The sequence below is a fragment of the Candidatus Methylacidiphilales bacterium genome, assembly GCA_033875315.1.
Lineage (GTDB): Bacteria > Verrucomicrobiota > Verrucomicrobiia > Methylacidiphilales > CAZTYG01 > JANRJG01.
This window is the reverse complement of the sequence record JANRJG010000003.1, coordinates 248,332-268,267: the sequence shown is the minus strand read 5'-3', so window position 1 is coordinate 268,267 and position 19,936 is coordinate 248,332. Positions and strand designations below refer to the sequence as shown.

The window sequence follows — 19,936 nt, the reverse complement described above, 5'->3', positions numbered from 1 at the left end:
GGGGCCATCATGGTGGCGTCGATCTGGTTGGGGTCAAACGGGAAGTCCACTGGGGTCGGTCAAGCCATGCGGGGGAAGCCATGCCCTTGCGGAAGGCTTCCAGGCTGTCCCGGCTGGAATCCGCCCGGAGATTGCTGTAGGAGCCATCGCTGTTTTGCCAGCGTTCGTGCCAGAAAACCGCGGCGCGGATGCGAGGGTAGGAGGGGATGCGGCGCAGGGCCTCTTCAATGAAGGCCGCCTTGCTGCCCGAACGTGGGAATTCGCCGACACCCCACTCGGCGAGCATGACAGGCTTGGAGGGGTCGAGGGCGCAGAGATCGGCGTAGGACCAGCGCAGGAGGGGTTCAAAATCGCACCATTTGTCGTCTTTGAATTGTTTGCCATAAACACTCAGCCCCAGCCAATCGACGTATTCGCGGCCGGGGTAGTAACTGGCCATATTGTTCCAATCCTCGTTGGGGTAGCTGTAGTCGTTGGCGTGGAAAACCCAGAGGATGTTGCCAGCGCCCCGGCTGCGGACCCGGTCGACGACGTGGCGGTAGGCCTTGATGAAAGTTTGGGGGCCCTCATAGACCTTTCCACCGGGGGTGATTTTTCCTCCGCCATAATGGCAGCCGGACCACGGGAACCAGGTGCCGTTCATCTCGAGGCCGAAGCAGACAAACAGGGGGGTGTTGAATCGGGCGGCCTCATCGGCCCACCGGTCGATGTAGGCATCGTGCTCACCCGAGATGATCCGGGTCAAACTGAAGCGATCCGGTGGATGATTCTGGTCGTAAGGTCGGTCCCATGGCGACCAATAGACCAGCGGGACCGCCCCGGTGTTGCGGATGATGCGCAGATTGCGGGCGGGAAAGGTCTGTTCGCCCCAGTAACTGGAAGAGGCGACGATGGCCAACTTCTTGCCCACCATTTTTTCGAAGTATTCAATTCCTTCCAGTGTGACGGCGTCCTCTTTTTCGCCCCAATCGAGGTAGGCACCGGAATAGACACCGGAAGTGGGACTGAGGAGAGACGCGCCCTTGGGCGGGTGTTGCGGTGGATCGGCGGGAGTCAACGGGGAGGAGACGGGTTGGAGACACCAACAAAGGAGAGCCGTTCCCAGGGCGAAAACAGACAGGCCGAGCGCCAGGTTTTTTTTCATCGTGCACACTCCTTGAGGGAGACTGAGTCCGAGCGTTCCAATTTTCCCCAACCCACCCAGACACCACGACAGGCGGTGACGACTGCGCGCCACACCACCATGGCGAGGAAGGGGCGGTAAAGCATTCGCATGGGCAGGATGAGCAGGGCCGTGGTCCAAGGGCGGCGGTCGATCCAACACCCCAGCCAGGCCATGATGAAATCGCTGAGGGAAAAAATCGCCAAGTAAGAAAGGCTGCCCAAGGGGGCCCCGAACAGCAGACCGAGGAGGAGGGCGATATCGGCCACGGGAGAGGCCATGGCCATGAAGACCTGGAACCACCAGATTCCGGGCAGAGCGATAAAGCCCAGGCCGGGGCGGGAGGGATCAAACATCAGGTGGCGGTGTTTCCAAGCCGATTGCATGGTGCCGTAAGCCCAGCGGAAGCGTTGACGGTAGAGGGCGCGGAGTGTTTCCGGCACCTCGGTCCAGGCGGTGGCCTTGGGGGCGAAACGGACTACCCAGCCGGCACTGTGCAAGGCCAGGGTCAGATCGGTGTCTTCCGCCAGTGTGTCGTGATGGATGCCGCCGGCTTCCCCGACCGCCTGCCGGCGGAATGCCCCCACCGCGCCGGGGACCACGGTGATGGCATTCCAGAGGTCGTAGGCACGCCGGTCGAGGTTGAAGCCGCAGGTGTATTCGAGATCCTGAAAGCGGGCCAGCCAGGTGCGGGTGTTGCCGGCGCGGGCGTGACCGGAAACCGCTCCCACCCTGGGGTCCGAAAATGGTGCGACCAGATGACGGAGGGTGGAAGTTTCGAAGAGGGTGTCGGCGTCGATGAAGACCAGGATATCGCGCGAAGCATGGGCCATGGCGGCCTCAATGGCATTCGATTTGCCGCGATTGGACAGTCGGCAAACCCGGATGCGGGGGTCTGAAGCGGCCGTCTCTTCGGCCAGCTGGGCGGTGGCGTCCGTCGAACCATCGTCGGCGACGACGATTTCCCAATCGCCGGGGTAATCGGTGGCCCGGAGCGAATCGAGGGTTTTACGAATCACCTTGGCCTCGTTGAATGCGGGCAGAATGATGCTGACCGGCGGAAAGGGTCCTGGGGGAGCCTCGGGCAGGCGGGATTGCCTGATGGCGGCTATGGCGACGGCAAGGCTGCGCAGGATGAGCAGCACGGCGGCCGCGGCGACGAGTGTTCCGAGGACGTCTTTCCCGTGCGTGAGCATGAAGAAACCGGTTTCGGAGATTCGTTGTCCCAACCGGTCTTGTGAGGGAATGGCCCAGGGCATGAGGGTATCCCGGCTTTGTCCGAGGAGGACCGAGAGAGGAACAATCCGGTCCTCGCGCTTCTGCAACCAGTCCAGAATCGCGGGCAGGGCCTGGACCGTCTGGCTGCGGTCACCTCCGGCATCGTGGAGCAGGATGATGTTGCCCTTGGCCCGGATGGCCTTGATGCGTTCAAGGATGGCCGCCGCTCCCGGTTCCTGCCAGTCCTCGGGGTCGATACTCTCCAATACGGTGATGTAACCCAGGTCCTGGGCGATGGCCAGGGGGCGGATTTCCGTGGTGTTGCGCGGGCGGGTGTCGGCGTTGAATGGAGGGCGGAAGAGAATGGATGAACGTCCGCTGACCCATTCCAAGAGGCGCTGGGTGGCATTGAGTTCCAATTCTATGCGGGCGTCAGGCTGGAGGCCGAGGTTGGGGTGGCTGTAGGTGTGGAGGCCCACCTCGTGACCCTCGGCGATCATCCGTCGCACGAGATCGGGATGATCCTCCATGTTCTTGCCCACCACGAAAAATGCGGCATGGACGCCGCGGGCCTTGAGTATGTCGAGAATGCGCGGGGTCCATCGGGGATCCGGACCGTCGTCGAAGGTTAGGGCCACTTCGTCCGTGGCGGCTTCGCCCTCGTGGAAGAGGGTGGGATAGGCGGGAAAGTTGAAGTAGTGGAAGGCCAGCCGCCCATGGTTGTCAAAACGGGCCGTGCGACGGCCATCGAGGCGTTCTTCCAAGACGGTGACAAAATCACCCTCGCCGATGTGGGCGATTTCCTCCTCGCCGGGGAGGGGTTCGAGCGCGCGGATGTCGACTTCGCCGGGAGGAAGGCTGGCGGCGGCGAGAGCGGCCCAGGTCCTGCGGTCGGCCGAGCCCAGTTCGTAGGCCCCGACTCCGGAAACGCCCGCGGCCAGGGCAGGGCGGGCGAGATTGTGAAGCGTGGCGGCGTCAGGAAACCAGACCTCATGGGTCTGCCCGTCCTCGAGGTAGGCGAAGTGCGGGATACCGCGGTCGTATTCCGGTGCGACCACCTTGGCGTTGCGGGCGCGGGCCATGGCATCGACGAAGGACAGGCTTTCGGCATCCTCCTGGCCTGCGGTCCAATCATAGCTTTGGGCATCGAAGCAGGCCAACCACTGGGCGGCGGGTCGCAGAGAGCTCATCCAATCCAGCCAGTGGGGCAATGTCTCGGGCCGCAATGCCGGGCCGGGAGAGGCATCGGGTGACGGAAGCAGGTCGAAGCGGGCCATCCAGGTGACGGACGACGGCAGGAGGTTGGCATCACAAGGCGGATGGCCTGGGCTGGTGGACAGCCAGCAGGTTTTTCCCGATGCCGCCAGGAATTGGCTCAAGTGGGCGATCAAGTGGCTGACATCGACCGCAGACTCCGGACCGAGTTCGCGAAAATCCAGGAGCACTCCAGATGCGTGCAAACGGTTCAATTCTGCGAGCAGGTTTTCGGCCAGCCGGTCCCAGGCCGCGCGGGGCGCGCGCGAGAGATCTTCCACGGCTTCGGGACGCCAGGAGCCGTCGTGGTTGTTGCTCAAAACCAGAATGAGGGACTTGCCCGACCATGAAGAAGGCAGGGGACGGAAGGCTTCGGGACGGCTATGGAGATCGCCGTTGGGCCAGCTCAATTCAATGGCATCGAAGATGAGGTGGGTGATGGGGGAATTTGTGCTTTCTAATGATTGGTTAGATGCGGGATCATCGGGATCGGCGAAGGCGAAGATGATGGGACGACCGGATGCGGCGGACTGCGGGGAGGATAATGGGGCTGTCGCCGAAACCGGGTTGGGAGCGGGGGGGTGGAGTGGTGCAGGAACAACGGAAAGGATCTGGCGGGACCGGAGCAGGTCCGCAGGCAGATTGAGGCGGGGAGGGGCGGCCAGGGACCAGACAAAGGCCGACAAACCCAAGAGGGCCACGGCACCCAGTGCGACCGACACCCATTTGAGGAAGGACCAGCGCTTTTGGCCGGGATCGTGGAAGACGAACCGGGGCAGGTTCGGAGACAGGGACATGGAGAGATACCTTACCCAACCGAGTGAGGTGCGCCACTGGATTTGAATCCGTCTGGTTCGGTCAGACGCAGGGCTTTATCACCACCCAAACTTTGCGTGGCCAATCCGTTCAGGATGCTGCCGCGTTCCAGTGCCCACCAGGCTTTTTTCCCTGCAGCATCCAAGTGGCGTGTCAGCAGGTCGAAATGGTGGATGTCGCCGTCGGACGAGCAGCCGTGGAAATGCATGCGCCCCTGGGTCTTGGAAACCGGGGAAACCATGCGGGTGGTGCCGGGGCCTTGATCGCGTGCCGGAGGCGGGGTGCGGGAGAGGGCCAGAAAACTGAATTTGAGCGTTTCAATCTCGCGGTGAAGGGAGGAGTTGAGCAAAACGAGTGAAGCGGGCGGCGACCATTTGCGGGCTTCATGGCACCAGAATTGTCCGCCGCTTCGTGCCGGGCAGGATTGACGGTGCAGGCAGGGGGCCCAGATGTGGTTTTTGTCATGGGCCAGTAGCAGATCGCGCACGGTCTCCAGGCTTTCGGCGGTTTCCTTGAGGGCCGGTTCGACGACCACCAGCAATCCGCCCGATTCCAATCGACCCAGGACCTGGTGGAGCCACTCGGCGGCGGCTTCGGGTGGCGCATCGGCGAAAGCCTCGTTGAAGGAAAAGCTGAGCAAAATCAGGTTCCATCGATAGTTGGGCCGTGGTGCCCAGTTGTCGATCTCGCGAAAATCTCCCGGAAGAAAGTTCCAACGCAGCGGGTTTCCGTAAGCACCCAGGTCCCGGATGAGTTTCTGGTGGGATTCGGTGCAGGTTTTGTGTTGTTCGACGGCGGTGATTTCCAGTCCTTCCGGATGGGGGCGCAGGTGATCGGCCACGGCCAGCGAGCCGGCGCCCAGGCCTGATCCCAAATCGAGCACGCGGCATTTGCCGCCGGTCGGAGGCTTCCAACCGTGGACCCGGCTCAGCTCCTCGAGCACGAGGAGGACGCGGCTGTAGGTTTGGGGAAAAAAGAAGGTTCCGTAGGCAAGGAGATTTTCCCGTTCCTGGTAGCTTTTGCGGAATTGGTCCGCGCGGTCGCGGGTGAAAGAATCACTGACCAGGCGGATGTGGGGAAGGGTGCGGGCGTAGAGGCGGGCCGGGAGGGTGTCGCCGTAGCGGTGTTGCAACCGCTCCAACCACCAGGCCTCCAGGTGGGAGGGATAAAGGGCGGGTGCTTTCACGAGGCTGTCAGGTATTGGTGCAGGAGGCTGGCCAGTTGTTGGAAGGTCACGGGTTTGGAAACCACGGCGCGGATTCCGAATTCGGCGACTTTATCCTGGGTCCAATCGCCGCCGTATCCGGTGACGAGGAGGATGGGCAGGGCGGGTTTGATCTGGTGGATGGCCTTGGCCAGATCGATGCCGGTCATGCCGGGCATGTTCAGGTCGACCATGACCAGATCGAAGCTGTCGGCGGACGAACGGAAGCGGGTCAGGGCCTCGATGGGATCGTTGTAGATGGTGGCCTGGTAGCCGAGACGCGTGAGGATTTTGCCCATCACCTTGGTGAGGTCTATCTCGTCGTCGACGAGGAGGATCCTTTGGCCGCCGCCACCCGGCAAAGAGGGAGTGGAGGGTTGTTCTGTTTTGCCCGTGCCCTGGGCGACGGGGAGGAGGACGCGGAAGGTGGTGCCGACCCCGGGCTCACTCTCGACCTCGATGCCGCCGTGGTGCTCGTTGACGATGCCGTGCACGACGGCGAGTCCGAGGCCGGTGCCTTCGCCGGGTTTTTTGGTGGTGAAGAAGGGCTCAAAGATACGCTTGAGGGTGGCGGTATCCATGCCGTGGCCGTTGTCCGAGACGGAGATCTCCGCATAGGGGCCGGCGGCCAGACCGGGCAGAACGCCGGGCGGGCGGTGGGACTCGACTTCGCGCGCGTGCAGGGCGAGGGAAATATGGCCGATGTTGTTGTCCAGGGCGTGGGAGGCGTTGGTGGCCAGATTGATGAGGATCTGTTGGATCTGGGAATAGTCACCCATGATGGTCGGCCGGGTCTCGATTTCCACCGAGAGGCGGATGCTGGCGGGAAAGGTGGCGCGGAGCAGGCGGGTGGATTCCTCGATGCAGTCGGCGAGGGCGATGGGGCTGGGTTCGTGTAATTGGCGTCTGCTAAATGTGAGGATTTGGCGGACCAGATCGCGGGCGCGCTGGGAGGCTTTGAGGGATTCGTCGAGGTGGGAGCGGGCGGGGTGGGAGTCGGGAAGTTCCATGCAGGCCAGGTCGGTGTAGCCGATGATGGCGCCGAGGATGTTGTTGAAGTCGTGGGCGACCCCGCCGGCGAGGGTGCCGACGGCCTCCATTTTCTGCGAGTGGCGCAGCTGGTTCTCCAGGGCGCGCGTGGCCTCTTCGTGGCGTTTCTGGTCGGTGACGTCCTTCATGGTCCCGAGCATGATGGTGGGGCGTCCGTTTTCATCGCGCAGAACGACCCCGTGGTCCTCGATGTAGATCCAGGAGCCGTCCTGGCGGCGGAATCGGTAGGCCACATCGTAACGATTGCCGTGGCGGATGACGTGTTCGAGGGTCTTGACCGAGTGGTCCCGATCGTCGGGATGGATGGACTCGGCCCAGCGCTCGATGTTCATTTTTTGGAAATCTTCCGGGGAATAGCCGGTCACGCGGTAGATGGCGCCGGACCAGACGATGTCCTCGGCGGTGATGTCGTATTCGTAGACGAGCTGGCCGGTTTGTTCGGCCATGATGCGGAAGCGTTCCTGGGAGCGGCGGCGTTCGGTGATGTCGGTGATGCTTCCGCGGAGGAGGACACGGTCGGGGGAGGGGAGGCGGATGAGGCGGAACTCGCACAGGAGATTTTCCCCGGTTTTGCGGCGGAGGAGCCATTCGAAGATGATGTTTTTGCCCCGGACGGCGGATTGGATGACGGCCATGGCCTTCTCGGCTGAGGGCATGCCATCGGGTTGTAATTCGGGGCTGACCTCGATCGGTCCGCAGTTGCGCAGTTCCTGGCTGGACATGAGCAGCAGGCTCTGGGCCTGGGGGTTGTGGTCGACGAATTTGAGGGTGTGGGCGTCGATGACGACGATGGCGTCCGGGGAATGTTGTACGAGGGTGCGGAACCGTTCCTCGCTCAGTCGGAGGGCATATTCCGAAGCCCGGCGCTCGGTGATATCGTAGAAGGATACGGTGACGAGATCGGTGTCGTCGGGATGATTGTGGGAGACGGGTGTGGCGTTGATCTGGAGCCAACGGAGTCCCCGGCGGTTGGTGTGAAGTCCTATGATAGAATCGTGCACAGGCTGGCCGGTGCGGAAGCTGGTCGCGATGGGGAATTCGGCCGAAGACAGGGGGCTCCCGTCGGCATCGCAGAGTTTCCAGGAGGGGTCGTTGTAGGGGATGGATTTGAGGATTTCCTCGCTGAGGCCGAGAATGGTGCAGGCGCTGGGGTTGCAGCTCAGGAGTGTGCCGCTGCGGTGGTAGATGAGGATGCCTTCACCGAGGCTGTTGAGGATGGACCGGTATCGTGCTTCGTTGCGGCCGATATCGGCTTCGGCGCGGAGCCGCGACAATTCGGCACCGGCCCGGGAGGCGAAGAGCGTGAGGGTCGGGCCGATGTCGGGGCGGTTTTCCAGGGGTTGATCGTGGAGGATGGCGACGAGACCGATGGGGTTGTGGCGGGTGTCGAAGAGCGGAATGCCGACATAACTTTCCACGCCCATCTGGGTCAGCAGGATGTCATCGGGGAAGCGTTGACGGATGCCGGAAGGATAATGGCAAAGGACCCGGCCGAGGACATTTTCGCAGGGGGTGCCCCGGAGGGGGTAAACAAAATTGGGTTGGATTTCGGAGCGGGTGGAGACGGCCACGGTTTCGAGCATCGGGCCCGGTCCTTCCTGGGTTTGCGCGACCAGGGCGTGTTTGACGTCGAGGCATCGGCAGAGTTCCGTGACCAGGGAAGCAAAGAAATCGCGTCCGACAAGGGGGGAGAGGGCGAGAAAGGCGCGGAGGGAGGATTCCGGTGGCAGATCCTCGGTGAGGGACGCGGATGGGTGGGGGGGTTCGGTCCGGTTCACATCGACTCCAGATACCCGACTAGCAGGACCTTGGAGGATGGGAAGACGATTTGAGCAGGTTGGGGGCAGGCGGAGGGGTCACTTATTGACCAGAACCCAGCCCTGGGCCAGAAGGGGCTCGGCTTTCTTGAATTTGACCGTTTGGGTTTCCGAGCCCTTCCGGATGGTGACCAGATCGTTGCGTCCGATTTTGGGGATTTCCCGGTGGATGGGGAGGGTGATGTCGGGTTTGGCGGCGGGTTCGGTGCCGGGCTCGCGCGTTTCGGGCGGGCGGGTTTCGAGTTCGGGATCGGGGCCGCGGCCGAGGAATTGGGGCAGGTTGCGGAGGAAGTCCTCAAAGGCGGCGAGATTGGTGGTGGACCGGAAGAGGTTGTGGACGGTCTCGCGTTTGATCGTGCGCATCAACTCCTCGAACATGGCGTAGGCTTCCTGCTTGTATTCGATGAGCGGGTCCTTTTGGGCGTAGGCACGCAGGCCGATGGAAGTGCGCAGGCCGTCCATGGCGTAGAGGTGTTCCTGCCAGGGGCGGTCGATGGCGTTGAGCAGGATCATGCGTTCCATGGCCTGCAGGGCCTCGGGATTCTCAAAGCGGGTTTTGAGTTCGTAGGCCTTGCGCACACGTTCCTTGATGGCTGCGGCGAGACTTGAAACAGGCTGGGTCCAGTCGAGGTCTTCCTGGCGGAGGCCGAGGGGCATGGTGGTGTTGAGCCAACGGATGAGGCCCTCGACATCACGGTGGTCTTCCTCCAATCGCTGGGCGGTTTCCTCGTCGAGGACATCGTTGACCACCTGGAACAATTCGGTGCGGCAGTCCTGTGACTCGATGATGTCCATGCGGTTGGTGTAAATGACCATCCGCTGCTGGTTCATGACATCGTCGTATTGCAGGGTGTGTTTGCGGATCTGGTAATTGCGCTGCTCGACCCGTTTCTGGGCGGTTTCGACGGTGGTGTTGAGCCAGGGGTGTTGGAGGCCCTCGTTGTCCTCCATGCCGAGGCGGGTCATCATGCCGGAGATCCGGCGGGAATCGCCGAAGTTGCGCATGAGGTCGTCCTCGAAGGAAATGTAGAATTGGGACGAACCCGGGTCGCCCTGGCGGGCGCAGCGTCCGCGGAGCTGGCGGTCGATGCGGCGGGCCTCGTGGCGCTCGGTGCCGACCACGTGGAGGCCGCCGATTTCCGAGACACCGGGGCCCAGTTTGATGTCGGTGCCGCGGCCGGCCATGTTGGTGGCGATGGTGACCGCGCCCTTCTGCCCGGCGCGGGCGACGATTTCGGCCTCGGACTGGTGGTATTTGGCGTTGAGTACGTTGTGGGGGATGTTTTCGCGCTTGAGGAATCTTGAGATGACTTCGGAGGATTCGACCGTGGTGGTGCCGACGAGGATGGGCTGGCCCTTGGCGTGGCGTTCTTTGATGTCGGTGATGAGGGCGCTGAGTTTTTCCCGGCGGGTCTTGAAGATGACATCGTCCGCGTCCTTGCGCACGCACGGGCGGTGGGTCGGCATGGTGACGACCTGGAGTTTGTAGATGTCGTTGAATTCGTGGGCCTCGGTCTCGGCGGTGCCGGTCATGCCGGCGAGTTTTTCGTAGAGGCGGAAGTAATTCTGGATGGTGATGGTAGCGAGGGTCTGGGTTTCCCGGTCGATCTTGACGCCTTCCTTGGCCTCGACCGCCTGGTGGAGGCCGTCGCTCCAACGGCGACCGGGCATGAGTCGGCCGGTGTATTCGTCAACGATGATGACCTTGTTGTCCTGGACGACGTATTGGACGTCTTTTTCGTAAATGCAATAGGCGCGGAGAAGTTGTGAGATATTGTGGATGCGCTGGTTGGAGTCGTCGTAGGCGGCCTGGACTTCCTGTTTTTTGCGCAGCTTGTCCTCCTCGGATAGGGAGGGATCGGAGTCGATGTCGTGGTTGAGGGTGATGAGGTCGGGGAGGACGAAGTTGTCCGGGTCGCTGGGATCGAGGAATTGGCGGCCTTTTTCCGAGAGGTCGGCCTCGCTGCTTTTTTCCTCGATGGTGAAGAGGAGCTCCTCCTTGATTTTGTAGAGTTCGGTCCGGCGGGTGTCCTGATACAGCTCGAGTTCGGCGTCGTCGATGGCGCGGCGGATCTCGGGTTCCTCCTGGCACTTGAGGAGGATCTTGTTGCGGGGCATGCCGAATTTGACTTTGAGGAGGAGGCGGCCGGCCTCCGGCATTCGGCCTTCGTCGATGAGTTTTTTGGCCTCGTTGGCGAGTTGGGAGCATTCCTCGCTTTGGCGGCGGACGAGGTTGGCGACGGTGGATTTGTATTTGTCGTACTGGTGGGTGCTGACGGTGGCCGGACCGGAGATGATGAGGGGGGTGCGGGCTTCGTCGATGAGGATGCTGTCGACTTCGTCGACGATGGCGAAGAAGTGGCCGCGTTGGACGAGTTCGGCCTGGCTGGTGGCCATGCCGTTATCACGGAGGTAGTCGAAGCCGAATTCGGAATTGGTGCCGTAAGTGATGTCGGCGGCGTATTGCTGGCGGCGTTCGGCGGGGGACTGGCCGTGGAGGAGGCAGCCGACGGTGAGTCCAAGCCAGCGGTAAATTTCCCCCATCCATTCGCTGTCGCGCTGGGCGAGGTAGTCGTTGACAGTGACGACATGGACGCCGCGTCCGCTGAGGGCGTTGAGGTAGGTGGGGAGGGTGGCGACGAGGGTTTTGCCTTCGCCGGTGGCCATCTCGGCGATGCGGCCCTGGTGGAGGGTGATGCCACCCATGAGCTGGACGTCGAAGGGGATCATGACCCAGGGGATATCCTGGCCTCGGACATTGACGACGCGGCCGGACTGGGTGAAGCGTCGGCAGCAACTTTTGACAGTGGCAAAGGCCTCGGGAAGGAGGTCGTCCAGGGTTTCGCCCTGTTTGAGGCGGTTGCGGAATTCGGCGGTCTTGGCCTGGATTTGTTCGTCCGAGAGGGTGCGGAATTCCTCGTCAAAGTAGTTGATCCGGGCCACGAGGGGGCGGAGGCGTTTGACTTCGCGCTGGTTCCGGGTGCCGACAATTTTGTGCAAAATCCACTGAATCATGGGAGCCCATAAACGTAGCGGGGATTGGGCCGATGCCCAGATGAAAAAGGAGGGACCCGGGGGTGGGTCATTGGGCGGTCAATTCGACCATGCCGGAGCGGGTGGCGAGCATCTGGCCGTTGCGGATGAGGAGGGAGATGGAAATTTTGATTTTGTCGCCGGTTTTGAGTCGCTGGATATTGCGGGGGATGTCGGCCTCGGTGCGGACGCGGTAGGCCCCGATGGCGGTCACGAGCATGCCGCGTTCGACGCCGGCTTTGCCTGCGGGGCCGTCCTTGTCGACTTTGACCACGATGAGGCCGGAGCCGGGGCGGAAGCCGAAAGAGGAGGCGAGGTCGGGATCGAGTTCCTGCAGGCTGAGGCCGAGTTTGTCCTGGATGATTTTGGTCAGGGAGACGGGCGGGGGCTCGGCTTTTTTACCCTCGGCGATGGCGATGGAATCGTTGACGAAAGCCCGGACGCGCTCGCCGGGGATGGCAAAGCCGATGTTGTCCACGCCGGCCTGGCCGAGTTTGGCTGAATTGATGCCGACAAATTTCCCGGAGATATCGACGAGCGGTCCGCCGGAGTTGCCGGGATTGATGGCGGCATCGGTTTGGAGGAGGGCATCGTAGGTGTTGTCTTCGATGGTCAGGCTGCGGTCCTTGGCGCTGAGGATGCCCTGGCTGACGCTGCTTTCGTAACCGACGGGGTTGCCGATGGCGATGACGGTCTGGCCGAGAAGGTTGGGGGAGATCTGGTTGACATCGACGATGGGGAAGGGGTCCTTGCGCTGGATGCGGATAAGGGCGAGGTCGAGGTCGGGGTCGTCGCGGAGGAATTTGGCCTCGTAGTCGGTGCCGTCGGAGAGGGTGACCTTGATTTTGGCGTCCTTGGCGCGGGCGACGACGTGTTCATTGGTGACGATGTATCCTTTGGGGTCGACGAGGACGCCGGAGCCGAGGCTACGGACGGGGACCTGGAGGATGCGTCCGCCGCGGCTGAAGCCGTAGAATTGTTCGAAGAAGGAATCCATGGGGTCGACCACGCGGCGTTGTTGGAGGACCTCGGTGTAGATGTTGACGACGGCGGGGCGGGTGAGTTTGACCACTTGGACGACGGGTTCTTCCTCGGGTGTGAGGGCCCGGGCCGCGGGGGCGGAGAAGGCCAGAAGGATGGCGGTGAGGGCGGCGAGACCGGCAGCGGCCCGGATTGTCTTTAGGGATTGGCAAGGAAAATACATGGCGGTTAGATCGTCGGTGTGGCGTTCGGGATTCACATTAATGAAAAAGGACCCGGTTCGCAATACCGGGGCTGGGTGCTGCGCGAGGAGCCGGGAGGGGAGCCCTTGGACGAGATGGAGGTCCAACGCCTGTGGTTCGAGCAGGCGTATCGTTCGCCCTTGAGAACGACGGAGGGGGAAGAAGTGGAGGTATTGCAACCCGGTTTTTGGAACAAGGGGGGAGGTCCGGATTTTTCCCATGCCGCCATCCGCACGGGAGCGGGGGTGGTGGAGTGCGGGGCGGTGGAAGTGCATTTGGAGCCCCGGGACTGGACGCGGCACCACCATGACCGGGACCGGCAGTATGATCCGGTGATTCTGCATGTGGTCTGGCAGGCGGGGCCGGAGTCTTTTTTCCCGTTGAACAGCGCGGGTGGGCGGGTGCGCCAGGTGGTTTTGGCCCCGCAATTGAAGGGAAGCCTGATGGAAGCGCGGCGGGCCTTCCGGAGCACGGCGGCGGAGCGGGAAGCGGGGGCCCGGCTGGGCCGTTGCCATGAGGAACTGGCCCGATTGTCCGAAGAAGAGCGACGGGGCTTGATGCGCGAAGCGGGGTGGTTCCGTTTTTTCCGCAGGGTGGAACGGTTCCGGGCGCGGGAAAACCTGGTCGGGAGGGATCAGGCGCTATGGCAGGGTTTGGCGGATGCGCTGGGGTATGCGGCCAACCGGGATGCTTTCGGTTGGCTGGCGCGCCGCTTGCCGATCTCCCGGGTGGTGGGTTGGCGGACTGGTTTGGAACGCGAGGCATGGCTTTATGGGGTGGCCGGGTTGTTGCCCGACCGATTGGGAGCCGGGCCGGGCAAGGAATGGCCGAGGCGGGTTTGGGATCTTTGGTGGCGGAAGCGCGGAGGGGAGGGGGATCCGGAATTGCCTGCAGGCCGTTGGGTGCGAAGGGGGCAGCGACCGGTCAACCGTCCGGAGCGCAGGATGGCGGTTCTTTCGGCCGTGGGTGGGGCGGGGATGTGGGGGCGCTTGATGCGCGGGGTGGCAGCCGCGGATACCGAGGGGATCGGGACATTGCTGGAGACATTGGAACACCCGTTTTGGAGCAGGCGGCTGGCCTGGAGTGGTCGGGTGTTGTCGAAGCCGTTGGCCTTGGTGGGCCCCGGCCGGGTGCGATCTTTTTTGTTCAACACAGCCTGGCCCGCGGCCTGGGCTGATGCACCGGAGCGGGTGCGGGCGGTATTGGAAGCGGCGCCGGCGGCTACGGAAAATTTCGCGGAGCACCGGGCTTCGGTGCGGCTTTTCGGGCGCCGCCGCCCCGCGGGACTGAAATTCCTGGAGCAGGAGGGACTGATCCAGATTTACCAGGATTTCTGCCTGAGCGACCATCGCCAGTGCCTGGGTTGTGATTTTCCCTCATGGGTGCGGGCATGGCGGTCGCGCGGGTGAATGCGGGCATTGCGTACGGCCAGAGCGGGGCTAAGGGTGGGGCATGGCCGAATTTTCCGATGCAGCCCTGATTCTGGCCGGGCACGGTTCGACGGTGAATGGGGATTCCAGCCGTCCGGCCTGGGAGCAGGCGGAGCGAATCAAAGCGATGGGGCATTTCGCCGAAGTTCACGTCGGCTTGTGGAAGGAACAGCCCTCGTTCCGGGAAGCCCTGGCGGCGGTGCGCGCACGCAAGGTCTACATCGTCCCTTTGTTCACAGCGGAGGGTTATTTCACGAATGAAATCCTGCCGCGCGAGTTTGGTTTGGAGGGTCGCGTGACCAGCCGGCAGGGGCGGGAGATCGTGTATTGCGACCCCATCGGGGGGCACCCTTACATGCTGGAGGCGCTGTTGAAAAGCGCCCAAGCGGTGCTGGCGGGAACGCCGGTGGATCCGGCGACGACGTGTCTGTTGGTGGCGGGCCATGGCACCCCGCGCAATCCGAATTCGAAGGCGGTGGTGATGGACGTGGTGGGAAGGCTGCGGGCGTTGGGACTTTACGGGGATTGCCAGGGGGCCTTCATGGAAGAGGCGCCGTTTTTGAAGGATTGGCCGGTGCTGACCGATTGCCGGCAGGTGGTGGTGGTGCCGTATTTCATTTCCGACGGGTTGCACAGCTTCGAGGACATTCCAGTGATGCTGGGGATCAGCGCGAATGTGCGGGAGGAAGGTTTCCGCAATCCCACCCACTTGCACGGGAGAAGGATTTGGTATGCCCGGGCGCTGGGTGGGGAACCACGATTGGCCGAGGTCGTGCTGGCCTTGGTGCGGGATGCCGCGCGCTGCACCTGATCCAGAATGATGGATCGGGGGTGGAGATCAGGGGGGAATGACCCAAAGGACAGAGGCAGGATCAGAACAAGCGGGCTTCGGAGGGGTCGGGGATGGGGCTGCGCAGATCCTGGACTTTGGGGCGGTTGCTGGTGCTCTGTTGCTGGCGGCGGATCAATTCCTGTTCGCGGAGGATGGTGTAGGGTTGCTCCACCGCGACTTTGGGGGCGGCGGGTCCGGCCGGGGCGATGGCGATGGCGCCCGGGGTGGTGGGCGTGGCCATGGTGCCGGCGGTGCCCGTTGAAGGGGAAGCGCCGGCGGTGACGGAGGGTTGGAAGGCGTTGGTTTTTTCCTGCGCCATCATCGGGTTGATGTTGGGGGCGGCAGGTGCCTGGAAGGGGTCGTTGCGGGCGCTGGAGGCGGAGAGGGAGTTGGGGTTTTGGGGAAGGGCGTCTTCGGGAATGGGAAGGTTGGAGAAGGGATTGTTGAGGGCATCGAGGGCTGCCAAACCGTTCTTTTTGCCTGTGCGTTTGGCGGTGTTTTCGCGGAATCCGGCCTGTTTGGCCGCAGCGCGCTCATCCTGGAGGATGGAGGACATCAAGTTGTCGGGGAGCTTGATGGCTCCGGTATCGCCCGGACTCGAGGATTCGTAGGCGTTGGAGGAAAGGGCGGGCTTGAAGGTGTTGGTCGTGCCCGCTTTTTTTTCAGGGGAGTTGTTGGTTTCCTGGGTGGGGGGCGTGTTGCGCGTGGCGGGAGTCTTCTGCAAATCCGTTTTTTTCTTTTTATTCAGGACCATGTCGATGATGGAGTCGGACATGTCGGTGTTCTGGCGGTTGGCGGCGGCTTCGCTGTTGCGCGCGGCCTGTTGTTCTTTCATGCCCTCGACCATCCAATTGCGGTCCTTGCGCACTTTTTCCAACTCTTCCTGAGTGGGCATACGTCGGGAAGTTTGGGGGGTGTTGAAATTGCTTTCGGAGGAGGGAAGAGTGGTCGAGATCCGGGGATTCTCGGGGGAGTAGGTGGGTTGGACAGAGGGAAGGGCGGGCAGACTGTCCGCGGATGCAGGCTGGGCGGTCTGGGCGGACAAGCCGAAAATCGGCATCAACCCCAGGGCCATGATGAACTGGCAGCGCATGGATACACTGTAGGGATACAGACTGCCCCGGTCAATCCCTGTGCGGTCGCCGGTCCGGGGCCTTTTGTTGCCAACGGTTCTGCGGGAGTCCTACTTGAGCAGACCTTCGTCGAAGATTCTGGCCCCTTCGAGCAGGATCTGCTGCCAGGGGTTATGGACAGTGGTGGTTTCCGGGCGCAGGTCTTCGGTGAATTCAAAGTTGCAGCGCCCCCAATTCAGCATTTGGTGGCAGGCGTGTTCGCCTTGGTGCTGGTTGTGACGGCTGTCGCGGATGTGGCCGTCTTCCATGAAGACATAGCCCCGTTCGCCACTGGCGAGATTTTCGATGTCGATTTTCCCGGTCCAGTTGCTCAGGCAGAGCATCTGGATCAGGTCGGCCAAGCGGAGGGTCGAGAGGTAGCCGAGGGATTTGCCCTTGCTGATGGGGGCTTCGCGTTGGGGGGATACCGTGCCGCCGGGAGGTGGGGGAGGCACGGCCACCTGGGATTCACGCAGGACGATTTCACCCAGACGGTTTTGGACGGTTTTGAGGGCGTCCTCGATGAGGTAGGGCTTGGCGATGAAGAAGGTGCGTGCGGGTTCCCACTCCAAGTTCATCAAAGACGGGCAACCCGGCTGACCGAGCACGACCAGATCACAGATGCCGAAGCTTTTCAGATAGGCGTGGTAATTGCCCAGAAAACCGGGACCCGGCTGGTCGCCGTCCATGACCAGAAGATCGAGTTTCGTCGCCGATTCGAGCGCCTCACTGGATAAGTGGCAAACCCGGATATCCGGCGAGGTTTTCAAGCCGAGTTCAAACCATTGGGCGGACTTGCGCGGCCACAGGGCAAGTCCGACATGAAGGGTTCTGGGCATGGGCGAGATCACGATCTTCTCCTAAGAAGCACGGTTTGTGCCGTTCGGGTATGGTTTATGCTGAATTATGCACCAAAAGCGCGTTTTTACCAGCAATCGTGGATGGGAACTGTGCTTTTTAGGGTTCAATACAGTTAGTTTCAAAAAACATCATTTATGCTTAAGGGTTCTCTCGATCAGGTCAGTATTGTGGAAGTGTTCCGTTTGTTGTCCTCCTCCAACCAGACGGGGCAATTGCACCTCATGAACATGACCGATTCGGTCGCGACCGGGGGATGTTACTTCCAGATGGGCAAGTGGGTTCATGCGACCCTGGGGCGATTCAGCGGACTGGATGCGCTGAAGGAAATCTGCCGCATGAATGAGGGCTCATTCGCTTTCGAAGCCGGGGTCAGCAGTCCGGAACAAACACTGGCCCAATATCCGACTCCGGCGTTGATCGACATGGTCAAGGAACAAGTCGAGGAATTGCAGGCCCTGCGCAAGGCGGCGCCCGCGGGACATGAGGTGCCGCGCTACCTGCCCGGCAAGGTATTGGACGGCCTGGAGGCCACCCCGGAAGAGCTTTCGGTGCTACTCCAGTGTGACGGGGTGGTCACGGTCCTGGAAATCGCCCAGCGGGCGGGACTGAACCCGGTGGACCTGCGGGCCACGCTGGCAAAATTTCGCCTGCTCGGCCTGATCGAAATCCTTCCCGGTGCGGGTGCCCCGGCAGCGACGGTGGAACCGCCATCTCCGGTTGATTCCGCCGCCCCCGAAGCCAGTGCGGCGCCGAAGCAGGTGCGCTACTGGCGGGGCAAGCCGGTGCATGAATGAACGCGCTGGCACGCAACGTGCTTTTATTCCATTTATGAAATCATTGTCCGCAGTCGTGTGTCTGGTCCTGGTGGCTTGGGCCGGTTTTTCCAGTTCCCTCCAAGCCCAACAATCTGCCGGAGATAAAGCCTCCGAGCTGCAGTCGGAAATCCGCCAGATGCAGAGGGACACCATCGATCTGCAGAAGCTGATCATGCAGAGCGGCATTTCCGCTTCCACCGGGGAGCAGTTGCGGGGCATGCAGGATCGCATCGCGGCTTTGGAAAAAGCGGTTGCTGAAAAAACCCCCGAGGGCACCGAGGGCGTCCGCCAACAATTGGTCCAATTGCAGGAACAAGTGGCCAAGCTCGGCGTCACAACCCCGGCTCCGGCCTCCTCCGGGCCGGTGGTGGAGACGGGCAAGATCGACCTTGCCGCGTTGGCCGCCAGTTCCACCGCCCAAACCCTCGCCATCAACCTGATGTGGACCCTCCTATGCGGCTTCTTGGTCATGTTCATGCAGGCGGGATTCGCCGCGGTGGAAACCGGTTTCACCCGGGCCAAAAATGCCGCCCACACCATGTCGATGAATTTCATGGTCTACGGACTGGCCATGCTGGGTTACTGGGTGTGTGGATTTGCCATACAAATGGGAGGCACGGCAGCGGAAACCTCCGCCGGAGCGGTCGCGACGCTCGGTCCCGACATTGCCCAGAATCTCAATAAAGCTTTGGCCTTCGACCTGTTCGGAAAAACCTTCCAGATCGCCGGGCTATCCGGGTTTTGCCTCCCGCCCGAGATGTTTTCCGGGGCAATCTTCAGCCTTTTTCTTTTCCAGATGGTGTTCATGGACACCACGGCCACGGTTCCGACCGGAGCGATGGCTGAGCGGTGGAAATTTATGCCCTTTGTCGTTTATGCCTTCGTCGTGGGCGCCCTTATCTACCCGCTCTATGCCGGTTGGGTCTGGGGTGGGGGGTGGTTGGCAGCTTTGGGCAAGAACTTCGGCTTGGGCCATGGCCATGTCGACTTTGCCGGTTCGTCGGTGGTCCACCTGTGCGGGGGCACGCTGGCTCTGGTCGGCGCCTATATCCTCGGTCCGCGGGTAGGGAAGTACAACGCCGATGGCACGGCCAACCCTATCCCCGGTCACAACATCCCCATGGGTGTGATCGGCACGTTCATCCTCGCCTTCGGTTGGTTCGGCTTCAACGCCGGCTCCACCCTCGCCGGGATGGATGTTCAAATCGGGGTCATCGCGGTGAACACCATGCTGGCTTCGGCCGCCGGAGCTCTGACCGGCATGATCACCACCTGGATCCGTTTTTCCAAACCCGACCCCAGCTTCATGTGCAACGGGATGTTGGCCGGCCTCGTCGCCATCACCGCACCCTGCGCCTTCGTCGATTCCTGGGCCGCTGTGTTTATCGGACTGGTTGCCGGGGTTTTGGTGGTCTTTGCCGCCTACATCGTTGAGGAAAAATGGCGCATCGACGACCCGGTGGGCGCGGTCTCGGTCCACGGGTTCAATGGGGCTTGGGGCGTTCTGGCCCTAGGTCTCTTTGCCAACGGCAAATACGGCGCCGGATTCAACGGAGTGGACGGCAACGTGGCCGGACTTTTCTACGGCGATGGCGGCCAGTTCGTGGCCCAAGTCATCGGCACTGTGACCTGCGTGGTCGCGGTCGGGATCATGGGCTACACCACCTTCATGATTTTGGAGAAGACCCTCGGCAACCGCGCCACCGACATCCAGCAGGTGGAAGGTATGGACCTGAGCGAAATGTCCTCCGAGGCCTATCCGCCCGATCTGGTGACCTCATTGCCTGTCCAACGGACCATGGTGGCCGCCCCTGCCATCGTGCCTCCCCCCGGACGGGGGTGATGGGGGTGGGCGAGTTTTAAGTTTTAAGAATTAAGTTTTAAGTGGGGGCTGAAAGCCGGAGGCTGTGCTGACATAAGTGTTGTAGCCAGGAACATCCGTTCTTTTGGTCCCTTCCCTTTCCGCAATACACGAACTGATGTTCGTGGCTATACATCATCCGGCAGTAACCCATCTCTGCCTTGCTTTCTTATCTTTGTTTCCTTCTGTTCCATCCGCCCTGCCTTTTTTGTTTCGCCCCCGCCCGGTTTCCGCTTAACTCCTTCGCC

General features: G+C 62.0%; 12 protein-coding genes. 4 read left to right on the top strand and 8 right to left on the bottom strand.

All coding sequences use genetic code 11. The features are described 5' to 3' along the window. Positions 1 to 7 precede the first annotated feature (7 nt). The 6 genes from SFU85_01105 to SFU85_01080 all read right to left on the bottom strand — a co-directional run bounded on the left by SFU85_01105 (position 8) and on the right by SFU85_01080 (position 12,794). Entirely contained in the window at positions 8 to 1,144 is a 1,137-nt protein-coding gene (locus SFU85_01105; GenBank protein ID MDX6765367.1) for a glycosyl hydrolase, read from the bottom strand. Next, complete coding sequence (locus SFU85_01100) at positions 1,141 to 4,431, bottom strand: glycosyltransferase (protein ID MDX6765366.1); 3,291 nt, start codon at positions 4,429 to 4,431, stop codon at positions 1,141 to 1,143. Before SFU85_01100 ends, SFU85_01105 begins: the two co-directional genes overlap by 4 nt. A gap of 11 nt (positions 4,432 to 4,442) precedes the next feature. Next, positions 4,443 to 5,636 (bottom strand): small ribosomal subunit Rsm22 family protein, encoded by a 1,194-nt coding sequence (locus SFU85_01095; GenBank protein MDX6765365.1) that lies wholly within the window; start codon positions 5,634 to 5,636, stop codon positions 4,443 to 4,445. Further along, positions 5,633 to 8,482, bottom strand: a complete 2,850-nt coding sequence (locus SFU85_01090; GenBank protein MDX6765364.1) for a PAS domain S-box protein — start codon at positions 8,480 to 8,482, stop codon at positions 5,633 to 5,635. The genes SFU85_01095 and SFU85_01090 overlap by 4 nt, the downstream gene beginning before the upstream one ends. 78 nt (positions 8,483 to 8,560) lie before the next feature. Then, complete coding sequence (gene secA, locus SFU85_01085; GenBank protein MDX6765363.1) at positions 8,561 to 11,536, bottom strand: preprotein translocase subunit SecA; 2,976 nt, start codon at positions 11,534 to 11,536, stop codon at positions 8,561 to 8,563. A gap of 67 nt (positions 11,537 to 11,603) precedes the next feature. Further along, complete coding sequence (locus tag SFU85_01080) at positions 11,604 to 12,794, bottom strand: trypsin-like peptidase domain-containing protein (protein MDX6765362.1); 1,191 nt, start codon at positions 12,792 to 12,794, stop codon at positions 11,604 to 11,606. Here SFU85_01080 and SFU85_01075 point away from each other — a divergent pair. Further along, entirely contained in the window at positions 12,777 to 14,186 is a 1,410-nt protein-coding gene (locus tag SFU85_01075) for a DUF2851 family protein (protein ID MDX6765361.1), read from the top strand. The genes SFU85_01080 and SFU85_01075 overlap by 18 nt on opposite strands. A gap of 43 nt (positions 14,187 to 14,229) precedes the next feature. After that, positions 14,230 to 15,018 (top strand): CbiX/SirB N-terminal domain-containing protein, encoded by a 789-nt coding sequence (locus tag SFU85_01070; GenBank protein ID MDX6765360.1) that lies wholly within the window; start codon positions 14,230 to 14,232, stop codon positions 15,016 to 15,018. A 61-nt stretch (positions 15,019 to 15,079) separates the two neighbouring features. On the opposite strand, the gene SFU85_01065 is transcribed toward SFU85_01070, so the two are convergent. Both SFU85_01065 and SFU85_01060 read right to left on the bottom strand, forming a co-directional pair. Continuing rightward, complete coding sequence (locus SFU85_01065) at positions 15,080 to 16,132, bottom strand: hypothetical protein (protein ID MDX6765359.1); 1,053 nt, start codon at positions 16,130 to 16,132, stop codon at positions 15,080 to 15,082. Positions 16,133 to 16,222: 90 nt separating this feature from the next. After that, a complete protein-coding gene (locus SFU85_01060) occupies positions 16,223 to 16,990 on the bottom strand; it encodes a DUF4388 domain-containing protein (GenBank protein MDX6765358.1) in 768 nt (255 codons plus the stop codon). Between the two features lie 156 nt (positions 16,991 to 17,146). Here SFU85_01060 and SFU85_01055 point away from each other — a divergent pair, with 156 nt between their 5' ends. Next, positions 17,147 to 17,806 (top strand): DUF4388 domain-containing protein, encoded by a 660-nt coding sequence (locus SFU85_01055; GenBank protein MDX6765357.1) that lies wholly within the window; start codon positions 17,147 to 17,149, stop codon positions 17,804 to 17,806. Positions 17,807 to 17,840: 34 nt separating this feature from the next. Continuing rightward, a complete protein-coding gene (locus SFU85_01050; GenBank protein ID MDX6765356.1) occupies positions 17,841 to 19,670 on the top strand; it encodes an ammonium transporter in 1,830 nt (609 codons plus the stop codon). The last annotated feature ends 266 nt before the right edge of the window (positions 19,671 to 19,936 follow it).